Genomic DNA, 15378 nt, shown 5'->3' with positions numbered 1-15378 from the left:
AAATCTCATTGATAACGGGCGCGTTCAGTACACGCGGAATTTTTCCTGCTAATGCACGAATATGTGGATGGCGTGAAGTCAAAGAAGTGCGAGAAAACGCTGGCGCTAAGCTTTATCGGACCTTGTTGCGCACCAGCCACTGTTTCCAGGCGCTTTCATTGCCCGCGAAAACATTGATATCTGCGTCGCCGCGTATGCCAGGGACTGCTCCGGTCCCGGTATATTGCCAGAACGTCCAGGGATGCGGTCCGTACTTCTCATCGGGGTGACCTGCCACCGAGCGCAACCAGAATGGATAATTGGCAAGTTGCCTCAGATCGTTATCGTCGAAGAAATCGACGGTCGTATAGATGATTGGCCGCTTGCCGTAGTGACGTTCTAGGATATCCAGGAAGGTGCGCATTTCGCCGCGCACGACAGCAGCATTTGGCCTGAGCTTGCAGGTTGGAGAAGCGGCGTTCCACTCCATGTCGAGAACCGGGGGCAAAGCCCCGGGGTCGTTAGGAACATGCTCGATGAACCAGCGCGCCTGTTCCTTGGCGGTACGGCAGAAATAATAGAAGTGATAGGCACCGCGAGGGATGCCTGCAGCGCGCGCCGCCGCCCAGTTCTGGCCAAATCGTTCGTCGAACCTGTCGCCGCCTTCGGTCGCCTTTATGAAGACAAAGGAAATACGGCTGCTGCGTACCGTCTGCCAATCAACTGTGGACTGATATTTCGAGACGTCCGTTCCATGAATCGGATATCGCCACGGGGTCTTGCCGGTCCAGTCGTGAGGATCGCGATCACCGAAACGCGGCGCGCTCACATTGCCTGTCGGGGCGGCGATCTGTTGAACGGCCGAAGTTTGCTTTGGTGCGGAGAAGTCGTAGTCAACCGTGGTGCAGCCGGCGAGCAAGAGGGTCAATATACTGGCTGCAAGTCGTTTCATGAAGGAGTTCCGTATCGAATCGTGGACGGTGCGTCACAGGTACCTTACAGATGCGTCATTATGCTTAATAAAGATTGCATATTAGAAATTAGCCAAAGGCAATTTAGCTATCTCATAAATTCCGCGTATTTTCGGCCGTTTTGGACGAGATACGGTATCTAGTCGGGAATTGCAAAACCGCATTTCAAACTCTTTTTCGGGAACTTTTCTTGACTCCACATTGACTCTACGCATCGGCGATCCTGATAGCCTCATGTTCATCCCTGGATCTGCCAGGCGTTCTCCCTGCCGCAACTGGGTGCGCCGGAAGGCGTTAAGTCTAGCGCGCACTGCAATCGCTTGTTCGGCTAGGAAGCCATTGTGAGTGGCGCGATATTGACCCTCGTGGAATTCCAAGTTGAAGGCGTTGTAGGCATGGAAATCACCCCGCGCGACTAGCTGCTCGGAGGCATCGTGCAATTCTATCAGATGGCTACGCTCAAGCGGTGTCATCCGATAGGTCGCCAGCCTGACGCACATTCTGAGCACCGCTTGGCTTTTAGCGACCACACCTAAGTATAATAGAGCTTTGATCGTTGCCTCGCTAAGACTGGGACAAGTTGTGCACGGAGTACCAGAAATGCGGAACTGGAGTACACAAAAGGAGGCTCTCGCACTGCGACGCTATGCCGGCCAGCGCTATGCCTGCGGCAAGAGCGTCGCCTTGGATGACCTCCCTCAATTCCTGGAAGCAGTCCTCCGGCCAGGTGATCGCGTCTGCCTGGAGGGCGATAATCAGAAGCAAGCCGATATACTCGCCAAGGCACTTGCCAATCTCGATCCCGGCAAGATCCATGATCTCCACATGGTGCAATCGGGCGTCGTGCTGCCGGAGCATCTCGATGTGTTCGAGAAGGGCGTCGCCAAGCGGCTGGACTTCTCCTATTCGGGCCCGCAATCGACGCGCATCGCGCGCATGCTGTCCGGCGGCAAGATCGAGCTCGGCGCCGTCCATACTTATCTGGAGCTCTTCGCCCGCTATTTCATTGATCTGACGCCGCAGGTGGCGTTGATCGCCGCGGTCAGTGCAGATCGGGACGGCAACCTCTACACCGGCCCCAACACCGAGGATACGCCGACCGTCGTGGAAGCCACGAGCTTCAAGAGCGGCATGGTTGTGGCGCAAGTGGCCGAGATCGTCGACAAGGTGCCGCGCGTCGATATCCCCGGAGACTTGGTCCATTTCGTCGTTGACGCAAAAAAACCGTTCTATGTCGAACCGCTGTTCACCCGCGATCCGGGCGCGATCACTGAGACGCAGATCTTGACGGCAATGCTCGCCATCAAGGGGCTCTATGCGCCCTACGGTGTTCGCCGTCTCAACCATGGCATCGGCTTCAACACCGCCGCCATCGAGCTGCTATTGCCCACCTACGGCGAAAAACTTGGTCTGAAGGGCAAGATCTGCACGCATTTTGCGCTCAATCCGCATCCCACGCTCATTCCGGCAATCGAGGCCGGCTGGGTGGAGCAGATCCACAGTTTCGGCTCCGAAGTCGGCATGGACGATTATCTCTCGGCGCGGTCCGACATCTTCTTTACCGGCCCGGATGGATCACTCCGCTCCAACCGCGCGTATTGCCAGGTCGCGGGGCTCTATGCCTGCGACATGTTCATCGGCTCCACTCTACAGATCGATCTCCAGGGCCATAGTTCGACGGTTACGACCAACCGCATCGCCGGCTTTGGCGGTGCCCCCAACATGGGGTCTGATTCGCGCGGGCGTCGCCATCCGAGCGAGCCCTGGCTGAAAGCGGGCGCTGATGCCGATCCCAATGCCGCAGCAGGCCTGCGCCGCGGGCGTAAACTGGTGGTCCAGATCGGCGAGACCTTTGGTGAAAAGAACGTGCCGCTGTTTGTAGAACAGCTCGACGCCCTCGAACTTGCGGATAAGCTCGACCTCGACCTCGCACCGGTCATGATCTACGGCGATGACGTTAGCCACATCATCACCGAGGATGGCATCGCCAACCTCTTGCTCTGTCGCGACAATGACGAGCGCGAACAGGCAATCCGCGGTGTTGCCGGTTACACCGATGTAGGGCGGGCACGTGATCGCAAGATGGTCGAACGGCTACGCGCACGCGGCGTCATCCGCCGCCCGGAGGATCTCGGTATCGATCCGCTCGATGCGGACCGCCGCATGCTGGCAGCGCGCTCGATCAAGGATCTCATGCTGGCCTCGGGTGGTCTCTATCAGCCTCCGAGTCAGTTCCGAAATTGGTAATGAGGGGAAACGTACCATGGAAAAGCTCAGTTTCACAATGAAGCCGTCAACCCCCGCCACCGGTACCCGTGCAAGAGCCATCGTCGGCGTCGTCGCCTCGGGCAATCTGGAAGTGCTTCTCGAGCGCAATTTGCCAGCAAACATCTGCATAATCGATATCGCCACGGCAGCGCGCGGTTTTGCAGCCGTGTGGGAAGCGGTGATCGAGGACTTTGTGACGCGGCGGCCGGCGGGCGGCCTGCACATCTCCATCAATGACGGCGGGGCGCGGCCGGATATGGTCTCTCTGCGTCTCGCTCAAGGTGTCCGTCTGATCGAGGAGCTTGAAGCATGACGTCCGAAAACAGTTGGTATGAAGCGGGCGCCCGCCAGCGGGTCGCAGCACTGCTCGATCCCGGCAGCTTCGCAGAATTTATCGGCCCCGAGCAGCGTGAGATCAGCCCGCATCTGGCGATCTTCGATCTGCCGGAACAATTCGACGATGGCATCATTGTCGGTCACGGCACTCTCGAAGGTCGCCGCATATTGGTAGCGGCTCAGGAGGGACGCTTCATGGGCGGTGCTTTCGGCGAAGTGCATGGCGCCAAGCTCACCGGCCTTCTGCGGGCCGCCCGAACGCTCGGAGAACCTGTGCTGATCCTGTTCGACACCGGCGGTGTCAGACTGCAGGAGGCCAATGCCGGCGAACTCGCCATTGCCGAAATCATGCGCGCACTCGTCGAGGCGCGGATGGCTGGCGTGCAGGTCGTCGGCCTGATCGGTGGCCGCGCCGGATGCTATGGCGGTGGCAGTCTGATCGCCGGTTGCTGCTCTGCCTTGATCGTTTCGGAACAGGGTCGCATCAGCGTCAGCGGTCCGGAAGTGATCGAGACAAACAAGGGGATTGAGGAATTCGACTCGCGCGACCGCGCCCTTGTCTGGCGGACAATGGGCGGTAAGCACCGCTATCTGATCGGCGGTGCCGATGCCTTCGCCGATGACGATGTCCTGGCCTTCCGCGAAGCTGCGCTCATTGTGCTTGCTGGGAACGGCCGGCTTGATGCCGACGTGCTGGAGGCCGAGCAGCAACGTCTCGAACACCGCCTCCACCGTTTCGGCAAGGCGCATGATGCCATTGATATCTGGACAGACATTGGCGTCAGCGAGCCCACCGAAATACCAGGCCTTGCAACCGACGAATTTTTGCGACGCACTACGAACAAGCGGGAGACGGCCAATGGAGCTCGCTGATATCCTGGCTTCGCTGTTCCCGGGCGGCCATGAGGTGGCTGTCACGGGCAATCTGATCTCCGGTAGCGGCATCATCAACGCAATCAAGGTTCATGTCATCGGCATCGCCGGTCAAAGCCCGCTCGGCTGCGAAGGTGCGCTCATCCTTGCCGGCCATGTGTTGGAGATTACGCGCAAAGGGAGCGCTGCGCCCATTCTCGTGCTGATCGACTCCTCCAGTCAACGGATGAGCCGGCGTGACGAACTGCTGGGCCTCAGCGAATGCCTGGCCCACTTGGCCAAGACGCTGCTGCTGGCCGGGGCGCAGGGCCATAGGACCATCGGCCTGCTCTATGGCGGTAGCGCTGCCGGCGCCTTCATTGCGACCGCACTGGCCACCGGCACGCTTGTCGCACTCCCGGGCGCACACCCGGCTGTGATGGATCTGCCGTCGATGGCACGTGTCACCAAACTGCCGATTGAGGTCCTGAAGGCGAAGGCCGAGAAGACACCGGTGTTCGCGCCGGGTCTGGAAAACCTGGCGCAGACCGGCGCCATCCACGCCGTATGGAATCCCGATCAATCGCTTGCCGAACAGTTTCTCGCACTTCTGGCCGAGCAGACCGGCGGGGACGCACGCGATCGTTTGGGAGAAGGCCGAGGCGGGCGACCAAAAGCGGCCTCCATCGCTCAGCGCGTCGAAAAGGAGGCATCCCATGCCTGAGATTTTCCCGCGCCACACGATGGTAAAACCCTCGCCGCGCGCATGGTCCGCATTGATGGCGCAGCGCCCCGACCTGGCGAATGAGCCCCTCGTCGCGGGATGGGTCGATGCCGGCTATCCGCTTGTCGTCAGACGCCCGCTCTGCAGCGACGACGCGCGAAAGGTGGCTCTCGGTCTTCCCCTGCCGCTCGCACAGGGTAAACGCCGCATCGCGGTAACGCTCGATCCGGACGATATCCTGCGCGCAGATCCGCCGCCGTTCCTGTCCGCCGCCGTCCTATCAGCACCCGCCTGCTGGCACCCATGCATCGCCCAGTTGATCCGCCTTGATGCAACTACCCGGGTCTTCGGCAGCCTGGCTTGGCAGTGCCTTACAGCGTTGCCCTACCTTTCCGCTGCCTCGGACCTCGATCTACTGTGGTATTTACCCCCCGGTGGCGATGTCGAATCCCTGCTCGAGGGCATCACGGCCATTGACGAGACCGCGCTGATGCGAATCGACGGCGAAATTCATAACGCCGCGGGAGCCGTGCAGTGGCGAGAACTGCGAGGTGCAGGCGCTGGTAGCAGCATCATTGTCAAAGGTCTGCGAGACGTGCGCGTCGTCTGCCGAGCCGATATTCTCGCGGGAGGCATGCGATGATCGCCACGACTTCGCTCGCCTATACGTTCGAGCCGAGCTTCAGGAGTGAAGATGTCGGCGACCTCGCAGCGCTCTGTCTGAGGCTGGAAGTCGAAACCCATCCAAAGCCCGGCTTGGTCAGTCACATCGACAATGGCGCGCATTCTGACATGGACGCTGCGCTGCTGATCCGCAGCGCGGAAACGCTCGCCCCATTTCTTGCCGATCTCGCGGCGGCGGGCGCTGTAGGCGCTGGCATGGATCGCCTGCGTGCGATCGGCATCGCCGCTGAGGGTGCCATGCTCACTGCGACGGGCGGTGTGAACACCCATCGCGGCGCAATCTTCGGCCTGGGGCTTCTTGCTGCCGCTGCGGGCTTTCGACATGTTTACGGCATACACCGCTCTCTCGGTGTGATCATCGCCGAGCGATGGGGGCAGGCTATTCTGACGGGCCCGGTTTCTTTGCACAGCCACGGCGCCAATGCGGCACGATACTATGGTGCTGGTGGCGCTCGCGCCGAGGCAGCACAGGGCCTACCGTCGGTCTACAAGATCGCCCTGCCGGCACTTCGAGCTGGCCGTGGGTTTGCTCGTGGCGACGAGGCAGCGCGCGTCCATGCCTGCATGGCTCTGATCGCCTCCGTCGAAGACACCAATCTCCTGCATCGGGGTGGAGCGGTCGGGCTGGCATTCGCACAGGCGCAAGCATCGACCTTCCTGGCGGAAGGCGGTGTGGCGCAAACGGACTGGCAAGCGCGGGCCACTGCTATTCACAGAGCTTTCACCGCCCGCAATCTTAGCCCTGGCGGGTGCGCAGACCTGTTGGCCATGGCGCTTTTTGTCGATCGTCTGGAGGCACCATGCTAGCTCTGCTTTGCGGCGGGCAAGGCTTGCAGTCCGCGGATATGTTCAGCCTCGTTGCCGACCGGCCGGAAGCTGCAACGATCTTCGAGGAGGCCACGCGCCTTCTCGGCGACGACCCGCGCCATCTAGTGCAGAATGCCAAAAGCGTTCGACTGGCCACCAACCGCACCAGCCAGATCCTTTCTGTGACGGCGGCGCTTACGCTGCATGCCTGCATTCAAGATGCTCTTCCGGAGCAGCTCGCGGTCACCGGCTATAGTGTCGGCGAGATGGCCGCCTGGAGCATCGCGGGAATCTGGACGGCCGCGACTGCGTTGAGACTTACTGACGAACGCGCGCGCGCGATGGATGCCGCAGGAGGCGTCGGCGGACGGCTAGGTTATATCCGCGGGTTGCGGCAACCGACGGTCGAACTCTTGACGGAACGTCATCATTGCGCGATCGCGATCACCAATCCCGGCAATCTGTTCATAGTAGGCGGCCGTGAACCCGATGTCATCGCGATCTGCGCCGCGGCCTTGGCGGCTGGCGCAGTCCGCGCCGATCTTCTCGCCGTCAAAATCGCCTCCCACACAACTCATCTCGCAACCGCAGTCGCCCCCCTGCGGGCGGCGCTGGCAACCGAGATATTGGCTGAGCCGATAGCCGGTCGCCTTCTGCTAGCCGGCGGCGATGGCGAACGCGTCGTCGCAGTGGCGACGGCAGCGGCGAAGCTGGCTGCCCAAGTCGCAACCCCAGTCGATTGGGCCACAACCCTGGACGTTCTTTCCGAATCTGGCGTCGACCGCGCCTTGGATCTCGGGCCTGGGCACGCGCTTGCCGAGATGGCGCGCGCAGCGCTTCCCGACGTTCAAAGCTACGCCGCCGACGCTTTCCGTTCCGTCGCAGGAATCCGCAAGTGGCTCGCGCCCGGATAAGCCACGACGCCCTGGCTGCGAACCGATTTCTACCGCTCCGGGTTCCCACTCTGAGCCTGCATGCCCGCATACCATCCATCAAATTGTCCAACACAAAGGAAACCACACTATGATGATGAACAGACGCACTTTCTCAGCCGCCCTTGTTGCCGGCGCCGCCGCCACCCTAGTCTCGACCCGCAGCATGGCCGCGGCTCCCGCACCGGCAAAGGCGCGCAATGTTGTTTTCGCGCACGGACTGTTCGCCGACGGATCATGCTGGTCCGAGGTGATCGCACGATTGCAAAAGGCGGGCCTCAATGCCACCTCCGTACAAAATCCCCTGACGACGCTCCCCGAAGCGGTTGCGTCCGTCCAGCGGGTACTGGCACGGCAGGATGGCCCGACAGTTCTAGTCGGACATTCCTTTGCCGGGATGATTGTCAGCGAAGCCGGTGTCCATCCCAATGTCTCGGCGCTTGTCTACATCGCGGCGCGGGCACCGGACGCAGGCGAAGATTACGCGGCGCTGGCCAAGACATTTCCCACGCCACCGGCAACCGCTGGCATCGTTTTCGACGGCGATGAAGGACGCCTCAGCGAGACTGCATTCCTGCGCGACTTTGCGGGCGACCTGCCGGAAGCAAAGGCCAAGGTGCTTTATGCAGTCCAGGAGCCGTTCCAAAAAGCTCTTCTCACCGGCAAGACCACGCAGGCAGCCTGGCGCTCGAAGCCGAGTTTCTATGCTGTTTCGACGGAAGACCGGACAATCAACCCGGACCTCGAACGCTTCATGGCGAAGCGAATGGGTGCCAAGACGATCGAAGTGAAGGCAAGCCATCTTTCGCTGATCTCCCATCCCGACAAGATCGCCCAATTGATCCTGGAAGCAGCTGGTCAGCACCCGTAGCTCTTTCCTGAACTGCTTCGCGGCCAGATCACGATGTGCCCCAAAACGATCGATGGCACGGTTGGATATCCCTGCGACCATCGGCCGAGCCTCGGACTAAGTGCGCCGTTCGCTTACCATGAACCAATGTCTAACGTTCTGATACGAGGGTATAATATAAAACGCCTACAGTTTCCCCAAAACTATAATGATTGCAGCGGCGATCCGTTGTTGTTGTGGCAACACCCGCTCATGGCGGGAAACGTAGATTGGAATGCAAATGCCTAATAGATCAATGAATGAAGAAACTCCCCAGGCGGCCAACCAAACGCGTAGCCTCCAGGTCACCATAGACGGCCTCAAAGCCAACCTCGACTGTGCCGTGGAGGCAGCGGTTCTTCACGGCGCGACCGAATGGGTTCGTCTTAATCACCCAACACATTACCAGCGGCTGCTCATCAGATTTGACGACAGCGCCTTGCTGGGCGAGCGCAGGTATCTCCACTGAGGTCGTACGATGTCCACATTCACTCTGATCCTGTGCCACGGCACCGATGCCGATTTCAGAGGCTTCAACTTTAGCGAGTGCAACGACAGCGGTGCATTCGGCCGCGGCTTCTATTTCTCCAACGATATGGAGCTTGAGCGGCAATATTCGAACGGTCTCGATCCGGTCGTCGCCAAGGTGACACTGCAGAACCCCTATGTTCTTGATAAACGTCTTTCGTACGATGAGTGGATCGCAGCCACGAGAATTTTTCGGCCGATCGAGCATGCACGCGAGAGATTGATAGGATTGGGGTATGACGGGGTCCTGCTCCTGCAAGACAGCTACGTCGAAGTCGTCGCTTTCTACCCGAGACAGATTCAAAGCTTCGACCGCAGCCCCGATCTCGCAATTCCCGATACGCGAAAACGGAACACCCCGCCTTTGTTGAAGCTCAGATCCTTGTTGGGGCGATTTCGAACATATCCCTCAAGCTGAACATTAGTTGTTGTTCATGAACTCGCTGAAAAATGAAAGAACGGAGAACGAGTATGCCTCTTGGAATCGCCAAAAAATTGCTGCTGGGTCTTGTGCTGGGAACAACCTGTCTGATGTCGTTGTCGCTAGAAAGCAATGCACAAAGCACGATGATGAAGTCAAACAACCAGCCTAGCGCCGCCCAAACATCCAGTCACGTCAATGTACGCGGGACAATCGAAAGCATCGCCGGAAAGACGTTGGTTATCAAAACGCTGGAAGGCGGCGAGACAGCAATCATCCTTGCAGACGATCTGACTGTCAACACCGTGACCAAGGCGTCGATAGACAACATCAAAGAAGGTGATTTTGTCGGCATTGCCAATGTTCCGACAAGCGGAGGCACCAGCAGTGCGCTCGAAGTCGTTATCTTCCCGGCAGCCCTCAAGGGTACTGGCGAGGGCAACTATGCGTGGGATCTGAAGCCGAACAGCAGCATGACCAATGCGACCGTTGCAAATGCCGTCAAGGGCGTAGACGGTCAGACCGTCACAGTCACCTATCGCGGCGGTCAAAAGAAGATCGCGATCCCGGACAATACGCCCATCGTGGCATTGGCGGTCGGGAAAGCAGATGATCTAAAGACTGGTGCCGCAGTGTTTGCCCCCTCGGAATTCGGAGCCGACAGCAAGTTCACCTCACATCGTGTCGTGGTCGGCGCTGATGGCGTGGTTCCACCGATGTAACGGCGGAGCAAATGGTAGTGGATGAGCGCCAAATGAGGGCGGACCTCTCGCACTATCTCGGCCACCTATGACGTTTTGGGGTGATTCTCTCCCTCGACGACCATATTGCAGAAAAGCTTGTCGAACAGACGTGCATCTGTGCGCTTGAGAGCGATCCCTTGTTACCCTGCAGCCAGCGTATGGATTGCTGGTTGTTCTCAATATTGCATTCTGTCTGGTTCCAAACACCGTTCCAATTGTGGTAGCAACGGCCATAGCGATAGCGGATACATTGCGTGCGATGCTGATCTGATCTTACACCGGGTAATGGCATTGCCGGATGCCTGTCGCGCGGCGGTATTCCTAACCTACGTGGAGTGAATGTCTTATAGTGAGGTTGCCGAAGTTCTGGCATTGCCAATTGGCACCATCATGCGTGGTCTCGTCGACGCTCGAATTTTGTTGGCAGAAAGCAGCGTGCCTGCAAAAGATTCAGAGCCTGGAGAAGTCTTCTAGCTTTCAATGCCGTCAGGTTGCTCCTGATTGCCGACATATTTTTCTCGCCACTTCCTTATGACAACCAACGTTTAGTTGATGTAAACCAGAGTATAATTCAAAACGCTGACGTCCGTTCATACTTCATTGGAGGCAGTATTTTTATTCTGCAAATTGTCAAAGATGATTGGACTGAACATGAGCACGATTCAAAGAACTGATCCTTCCGCAATCCGCACTGAGGAACTCGAACACGAACTCTACGACGCTGTGGAAATAGCATACCTCCGCGGCGCGAGCGAATGGGTTCGCATTCACTATCCGCAGTATTACGAGCGCCTGCATATGCAATATGACAGTTGCGCAGCTTGAGAAATACGAAGGCCGCATTGCCAAAGTTATGCGCACGATTTGCCCCCTTCAACCTCGTTCCTGAGTTTGTTTTCAAATCCGGCCCCCGTTTTACCGGGGAGCCGGATTTGAGTCGTCAGTTACAGGAGTAGGGATCGCAGTATCCGTAATTATCGTCGCGGCGGAAGTCCCTAAAGTGATCTCTGCGGCCATCAAAGCGATCATGACTTGCCATCACGCCACGAGCACTGCCGAAGATGCCACCTGAACCTTGCGAACGGCCGCCGAAGCTATGACCGCCGTCGCCGAAACCGCGTCCCATACCATGGTCACCGCCGCCAAGGCCTCGACCACCACCGCCAGAATCCCCGCTATGGCTGCCACCACCGCCGTGCCCGCCACCGCCATGTCCGCCTCCACCACCGCCATGTGCCATTGATTCAGTCGCCGAGCCGACGGCTACCATTGCTCCTAAGGCCAATACCGCCAGGGTTGTTACAGATTTTCTCATAACTCACTCCTTAACTTGTAAGCTTTCGTATCCAATACAAAAGTAAACTAGATCTAGGTGTGCGCGTGAGAGGCTTTAATTATACGATGGTTTATGCAAACTGATCCAGTAGTTTTAGTGACATTACTCGCAACTTGTTGGTATAACTTCTTGCAAGGTCGCTTGAGCGCCCGGATTGACCCTGCTCGCAGACACAGTTACTTGATCAAGCGTTGATCATATCAGTCGTCGAATGGGCTGGCCGATGGGAGATCAGCCCATTCGGAGGGTTCTTCAAAGGGCTGACTGACTACCGGCAGTAAGGATAGCCGCCGCCGAAGAGAAACGGGAATCCGCACGAATAGTAGGGGTTTCCCCAGTAATAATCGTGAGATCCAAAGCGCCTGAAGTGCCGGAAGTGACCTCGGTTGTGATAACCATAGTGGTTGAAATGGCCGCGGTTCCCATGAAATCCGCCGAAGTGATGACCACCGTGGAAGCCGTGGCTTCTGAAGATCTCGTGACCGCCGCCGTGGCCACCATGGCCTCCGTGTCCGCGCGCCATCGAATCTGTCGCTGAGCCAACTGCCATCACAGCGCCCAAGGCCGCTACTGCCAGAATTGTTGCTGTTTTCCTCATAATTCACTCCTAAATATCGTGTTTTGTTTTTCATGGGGAGTTACTTTGATGTGGGGGCGGTAAGTGCTCCGGACCAATCAGAGTTTGGTGATGGAATTGTGTACGGGCCGTGAGGTTCTCGGCCCCAAGTCTTCCGCGCGGATGCAAGTGAGCTATTTTCTTGCGTGAGGCGGTTGAGTGCGATTCTGTCGCATGTGATTCCCAATTTTGGTCATTAGGTATCCAAAACGACTGTGAAAACATCGATGCTCACCATGACGAAATCCCGACCTTTAAAAGTATGCATCTATGGCGCTGGAGCTATTGGGGGGACCATGGGTGTCCTTCTGGCACTGGCAGGAGCCGAAGTCAGCGTCATCGCGCATGACGCAACGCTGGCGGCAATCAAGAACGACGGCCTCCAATTGATGAAAGACGGCAAGGCTCACCGTGTTCATGTTCGGGCAACCGATGACCCTTCTCAACTGGAATCCCAAGATTACGTGATCGTGTCAGTGAAAACGACCTCGCTTGAGGATGCGGCCTCACACATAGCGCCGTTGTTAAACCCCGGCACCAAAGTTCATCACCGCAATGAATGGCGTCCCCTGGTGGTTTTTCGTCGGCGGCAATGGGGTACTCAGCAACACACGGCTGGCTGCTGTGGATCCGCATGGGATTGTCGAAAAGGCTATACCCTTGGCCCAGACGGTCGGCTGCGTCGTCTACATGGCTTGCTCTGTCGATGCGCCCGGAAAAGTCCGGCACAATGGTGGAAACAAGCTGATTGTCGGCTACGCGGACAACAGCCAGGTTGACGGGCTGGACGAAATCAAGGACCTGCTCAACGCGGCAGGGTTTTCATGTCACGTCACCGCGGCCATACGCAATGATATCTGGCACAAATTGTGGGGTAACCTCAGCATCAATCCGATCAGCCTGCTTACGGGAGAGACAAGCGACATCATCATTAATGATCCTCTGGTCTACGAACTCTGCGTCCACATGATGCAGGAAGCTGCGGCGATAGGCGAGGCCATCAATATTCCGATGACTGTGTCGACAACGGACATGATCGGACGAGCCAAGTCCTTGGGTGCGTTTAAAACATCGATGCTGCAAGACACAGAAGCTGGAAAGCCCGTTGAATTGGATGCCTTGTTGACGGTAGCACATGATATAGGAAAGATCGTCGACGTGCCGACGCCGTTTATCGACAGTGTGTTGGGCTTGGCGCGATTGCGCGCTCGAAAGCTGGGGCTTTTCGACAGGGCCGCATAATAATTATGCGGGGCCAGGTCGGGGAGCGGATGCCAGTTACTGACACGTTTAGGCAACCGATACCTATGTATACTTATGCCTCGGGCAGATTGTTTGTAACCCTTTTGTTGTGCCCGTCGAACACCGATAACCGATAGGCTTGGTAGTTCCCCCGGCTACCACGCTTCAGTTTCCCCCGGCTGAAGCGCGGACATCCTCCCGTGTCCGCAAAAGACCGCCTGGGTCGTCCCCCTGGGCGGTCTTTTGTTGTCGAGGGCGAGAAACACCAGGAAGGGTGGCTCGGCGCTGAAGGTCGCGGACGGCAATCGCGGCAAGCGCAGGATCGATCCAGATCTCAATGCGCATGGCAAACCCGAATGCCCGGACTACTTCAGCGCCGACCAGCGCCTACGCTGGCAACGCCTAATGGCGGTGCTACCGAATAAGCTGCTCGCCGCTGCCGACACCGCAATTGTTGAACGCTTCATCGTCGCATGGCAGCGGTTTCGCGATTGCGAAATCATGATCGCCAAGTCCGGCATGTTGATCCAGACGCCGACTGGACCGAAGCGCAACCCGTTGCTAGGCATTCAGCTTCATTGCGACCGGGTAATGGCTGGCGCCGGAATCGAGCTGGGCTTAAGCCCGGTCGCGCGGGCAAGATTGGCCCGACCGGAACACGAAACCGATCAGGACGACGCTTTTAAGGCCTACATTTTCGGCGATACCATCAATTAAGATTACATCAATTAAAGCTGTGATGCTCTCCGGTGGCGCGGAACGAGACATGAACATGGCGCTACTCTCCCCTTGCTTTCAGGTTGGCGACACTGTTGGATCGTCTTTTTGGCACTTCGGGGAGAACAGCCATGATTGCTGCTTACATCGACGAGTTCATTATGTTTTGCGCCGGATTGTGGATGACAGCAGTAGGCTTTCGCTATCTTTCGTTTCCACCTCCCAACCAAGGTGCTCAGAACGCTTGGCTCGCAAACCTTGTACACCATTTCAGATGGATGGGACCATTATTGCTGGTAATTGCTATCGTTCTGGCCATAGCCTCGCCGGCTTAGTCCGCTGGTTCTTACCCTGGCATCAACGGCGATAATGCTCTCGGGTGGCATTGGGTGGGACATGAACTAGTCAGCTTAACCTAATGATCATTCTTGGCTTGCTTACTACCGGGACGTAGCGTTGGCGCGAAAGCCAGAAATCAGGAGACCAGGAAATGCTCAAGTTCATATCCGCCGAAGGACAGATTGTTTACGTTAACCCGCATACGATCGTTGCAGTCCAGAAATATCCTGACGCGCAACATACAACCATTCACACTCTGGGACCGCAAAGCCCTAGTCACTTCTGCATCCTGGTGAACGAAGAGCCCGAGGCCGTTGCAACGCAGTGGCGGGAAGCCACTAAACAGACTTTTCCTATTTAACTTTATCCTTTGCCGACAGGTACAGCGTCAATGGCACGACTGGCTTCAAGGTGAAGTTCTGATCAAGGTTCCAACAAAAAGGCGGTGGACTTTCGACCACCGCCAATTCGTTGATATCAATCTGGATATCGGCTTCCATCAAACCAATAAAATATGCTTTAGGTCATCCTCTTCAAAAGCCCGGTCAGCTGGAGTCTCAAGGGTCAGCTGACCGGGCTGTTGGGCCTTGCTTGGGGCCCCTTGCCGACGGGGGGTGGTGTCGGCACCAAAGACGATAGCCTTAATCAGACGACCCGAGATCGGACTAAAGGCCTACCAGTAAAAATCAAAAGTCCTACACATCGACTGAGTTTTCTCGATGGACAACACTAGGCACGCCGCCTTAGCCTTGCGCCATCGCGTCGGCTTGGTTTTCACGGGCTCAAGACCGTTACCGGTGCGAATGATCTGTATTCCGTCATGCGGTCATTGCGACCCAATGGCTGGAAGGATTCCGCTACATCACTATCTTTATGATTTGTGCTCAATGCGCGCATCACCATTCTTTGCCATATTTTTCAGCGCCAGAACTCGTCGAGATAGTCGATGACCTCACCGTCAGATCCTGCGACCTGGCTAAGCATCATCTGGTCG

Annotated in this window: 17 protein-coding genes and 2 pseudogenes; 15 read left to right on the top strand and 4 right to left on the bottom strand. The window is 57.5% G+C overall.

From position 1 onward, the window contains the following. Positions 1 to 112 precede the first annotated feature (112 nt). Together FHS21_RS25765 and FHS21_RS25760 are read right to left on the bottom strand one after the other, a co-directional pair. A complete protein-coding gene (locus FHS21_RS25765) occupies positions 113 to 931 on the bottom strand; it encodes a glycoside hydrolase family 25 protein (RefSeq protein WP_112531803.1) in 819 nt (272 codons plus the stop codon). Positions 932 to 1160: 229 nt separating this feature from the next. Then, positions 1161 to 1450, bottom strand: a pseudogene (locus tag FHS21_RS25760) (FCD domain-containing protein); the annotation flags it as partial. 100 nt (positions 1451 to 1550) lie between these two features. Here FHS21_RS25760 and mdcA point away from each other — a divergent pair. From mdcA to FHS21_RS25705, 11 genes are all read left to right on the top strand, one after another. Then, on the top strand, positions 1551 to 3197 hold the full coding sequence (mdcA, locus tag FHS21_RS25755) for a malonate decarboxylase subunit alpha (protein ID WP_112531804.1): 1647 nt from the start codon (positions 1551 to 1553) through the stop codon (positions 3195 to 3197). A gap of 16 nt (positions 3198 to 3213) precedes the next feature. Beyond that, a complete protein-coding gene (gene mdcC / locus FHS21_RS25750; protein ID WP_112531805.1) occupies positions 3214 to 3531 on the top strand; it encodes a malonate decarboxylase acyl carrier protein in 318 nt (105 codons plus the stop codon). Next, entirely contained in the window at positions 3528 to 4427 is a 900-nt protein-coding gene (locus FHS21_RS25745) for a biotin-independent malonate decarboxylase subunit beta (protein ID WP_112531806.1), read from the top strand. The genes mdcC and FHS21_RS25745 overlap by 4 nt, the downstream gene beginning before the upstream one ends. Next, positions 4414 to 5130, top strand: a complete 717-nt coding sequence (locus FHS21_RS25740; RefSeq protein ID WP_112531807.1) for a biotin-independent malonate decarboxylase subunit gamma — start codon at positions 4414 to 4416, stop codon at positions 5128 to 5130. The genes FHS21_RS25745 and FHS21_RS25740 overlap by 14 nt, the downstream gene beginning before the upstream one ends. After that, on the top strand, positions 5123 to 5773 hold the full coding sequence (mdcG, locus tag FHS21_RS25735) for a malonate decarboxylase holo-[acyl-carrier-protein] synthase (RefSeq protein WP_112531808.1): 651 nt from the start codon (positions 5123 to 5125) through the stop codon (positions 5771 to 5773). Before FHS21_RS25740 ends, mdcG begins: the two co-directional genes overlap by 8 nt. Then, positions 5770 to 6621, top strand: coding sequence for a triphosphoribosyl-dephospho-CoA synthase MdcB (gene mdcB / locus FHS21_RS25730; RefSeq protein WP_183664811.1), 852 nt, complete (start codon positions 5770 to 5772; stop codon positions 6619 to 6621). Before mdcG ends, mdcB begins: the two co-directional genes overlap by 4 nt. After that, positions 6615 to 7535 carry an ACP S-malonyltransferase gene (locus tag FHS21_RS25725; protein ID WP_112531810.1) on the top strand — a complete coding sequence of 307 codons (921 nt, stop codon included), beginning with the start codon at positions 6615 to 6617 and terminating at the stop codon, positions 7533 to 7535. Before mdcB ends, FHS21_RS25725 begins: the two co-directional genes overlap by 7 nt. A gap of 109 nt (positions 7536 to 7644) precedes the next feature. Then, entirely contained in the window at positions 7645 to 8424 is a 780-nt protein-coding gene (locus FHS21_RS25720) for an alpha/beta fold hydrolase (RefSeq protein ID WP_183664808.1), read from the top strand. 496 nt (positions 8425 to 8920) lie between these two features. Then, on the top strand, positions 8921 to 9388 hold the full coding sequence (locus FHS21_RS25715) for an ADP-ribosyltransferase-containing protein (protein ID WP_112551517.1): 468 nt from the start codon (positions 8921 to 8923) through the stop codon (positions 9386 to 9388). Between the two features lie 53 nt (positions 9389 to 9441). Further along, entirely contained in the window at positions 9442 to 10113 is a 672-nt protein-coding gene (locus tag FHS21_RS25710) for a hypothetical protein (protein ID WP_210283630.1), read from the top strand. A 672-nt stretch (positions 10114 to 10785) separates the two neighbouring features. Continuing rightward, positions 10786 to 10959, top strand: a complete 174-nt coding sequence (locus FHS21_RS25705; RefSeq protein WP_162713631.1) for a hypothetical protein — start codon at positions 10786 to 10788, stop codon at positions 10957 to 10959. 213 nt (positions 10960 to 11172) lie between these two features. On the opposite strand, the gene FHS21_RS25700 is transcribed toward FHS21_RS25705, so the two are convergent. Together FHS21_RS25700 and FHS21_RS25695 are read right to left on the bottom strand one after the other, a co-directional pair. Further along, on the bottom strand, positions 11173 to 11346 hold the full coding sequence (locus tag FHS21_RS25700; RefSeq protein ID WP_162713630.1) for a hypothetical protein: 174 nt from the start codon (positions 11344 to 11346) through the stop codon (positions 11173 to 11175). Between the two features lie 392 nt (positions 11347 to 11738). Next, positions 11739 to 12068 (bottom strand): hypothetical protein, encoded by a 330-nt coding sequence (locus tag FHS21_RS25695; protein ID WP_158482337.1) that lies wholly within the window; start codon positions 12066 to 12068, stop codon positions 11739 to 11741. A gap of 245 nt (positions 12069 to 12313) precedes the next feature. On the opposite strand from FHS21_RS25695, the pseudogene FHS21_RS31670 reads away from it, so the two are divergent. The 4 genes and pseudogenes from FHS21_RS31670 to FHS21_RS30970 form a co-directional block, all read left to right on the top strand. After that, positions 12314 to 12619: pseudogene (locus FHS21_RS31670) on the top strand (ketopantoate reductase family protein); the annotation flags it as partial. A 22-nt stretch (positions 12620 to 12641) separates the two neighbouring features. After that, positions 12642 to 13328, top strand: a complete 687-nt coding sequence (locus tag FHS21_RS25690) for a 2-dehydropantoate 2-reductase (protein ID WP_210283629.1) — start codon at positions 12642 to 12644, stop codon at positions 13326 to 13328. 246 nt (positions 13329 to 13574) lie between these two features. Then, entirely contained in the window at positions 13575 to 14045 is a 471-nt protein-coding gene (locus tag FHS21_RS25685; protein WP_162702130.1) for a phage terminase small subunit P27 family, read from the top strand. 131 nt (positions 14046 to 14176) lie between these two features. After that, on the top strand, positions 14177 to 14380 hold the full coding sequence (locus FHS21_RS30970; RefSeq protein WP_112532339.1) for a hypothetical protein: 204 nt from the start codon (positions 14177 to 14179) through the stop codon (positions 14378 to 14380). Positions 14381 to 15378 lie beyond the last annotated feature (998 nt).

It is taken from the genome of Phyllobacterium trifolii (assembly GCF_014192095.1).
In the GTDB taxonomy this organism is placed as follows: Bacteria; Pseudomonadota; Alphaproteobacteria; order Rhizobiales; family Rhizobiaceae; genus Phyllobacterium; species Phyllobacterium trifolii.
This window is presented reverse-complemented; position numbering and strand designations above follow the sequence as displayed.

Excerpts from the sequence above, each read along its gene's own strand:
- FHS21_RS25765 (WP_112531803.1), bottom strand. The coding sequence starts at position 931 with ATGAAACGACTTGCAGCCAGTATATTGACCCTCTTGCTCGCCGGCTGC.
- mdcA (WP_112531804.1), top strand. The coding sequence starts at position 1,551 with ATGCGGAACTGGAGTACACAAAAGGAGGCTCTCGCACTGCGACGCTAT.
- mdcC (WP_112531805.1), top strand. The coding sequence starts at position 3,214 with ATGGAAAAGCTCAGTTTCACAATGAAGCCGTCAACCCCCGCCACCGGT.
- FHS21_RS25745 (WP_112531806.1), top strand. The coding sequence starts at position 3,528 with ATGACGTCCGAAAACAGTTGGTATGAAGCGGGCGCCCGCCAGCGGGTC.
- FHS21_RS25740 (WP_112531807.1), top strand. The coding sequence starts at position 4,414 with ATGGAGCTCGCTGATATCCTGGCTTCGCTGTTCCCGGGCGGCCATGAG.
- mdcG (WP_112531808.1), top strand. The coding sequence starts at position 5,123 with ATGCCTGAGATTTTCCCGCGCCACACGATGGTAAAACCCTCGCCGCGC.
- mdcB (WP_183664811.1), top strand. The coding sequence starts at position 5,770 with ATGATCGCCACGACTTCGCTCGCCTATACGTTCGAGCCGAGCTTCAGG.
- FHS21_RS25725 (WP_112531810.1), top strand. The coding sequence starts at position 6,615 with ATGCTAGCTCTGCTTTGCGGCGGGCAAGGCTTGCAGTCCGCGGATATG.
- FHS21_RS25720 (WP_183664808.1), top strand. The coding sequence starts at position 7,645 with ATGATGATGAACAGACGCACTTTCTCAGCCGCCCTTGTTGCCGGCGCC.
- FHS21_RS25715 (WP_112551517.1), top strand. The coding sequence starts at position 8,921 with ATGTCCACATTCACTCTGATCCTGTGCCACGGCACCGATGCCGATTTC.
- FHS21_RS25710 (WP_210283630.1), top strand. The coding sequence starts at position 9,442 with ATGCCTCTTGGAATCGCCAAAAAATTGCTGCTGGGTCTTGTGCTGGGA.
- FHS21_RS25705 (WP_162713631.1), top strand. The coding sequence starts at position 10,786 with ATGAGCACGATTCAAAGAACTGATCCTTCCGCAATCCGCACTGAGGAA.
- FHS21_RS25700 (WP_162713630.1), bottom strand. The coding sequence starts at position 11,346 with ATGGCGGTGGCGGGCACGGCGGTGGTGGCAGCCATAGCGGGGATTCTG.
- FHS21_RS25695 (WP_158482337.1), bottom strand. The coding sequence starts at position 12,068 with ATGAGGAAAACAGCAACAATTCTGGCAGTAGCGGCCTTGGGCGCTGTG.
- FHS21_RS25690 (WP_210283629.1), top strand. The coding sequence starts at position 12,642 with ATGAATGGCGTCCCCTGGTGGTTTTTCGTCGGCGGCAATGGGGTACTC.
- FHS21_RS30970 (WP_112532339.1), top strand. The coding sequence starts at position 14,177 with ATGATTGCTGCTTACATCGACGAGTTCATTATGTTTTGCGCCGGATTG.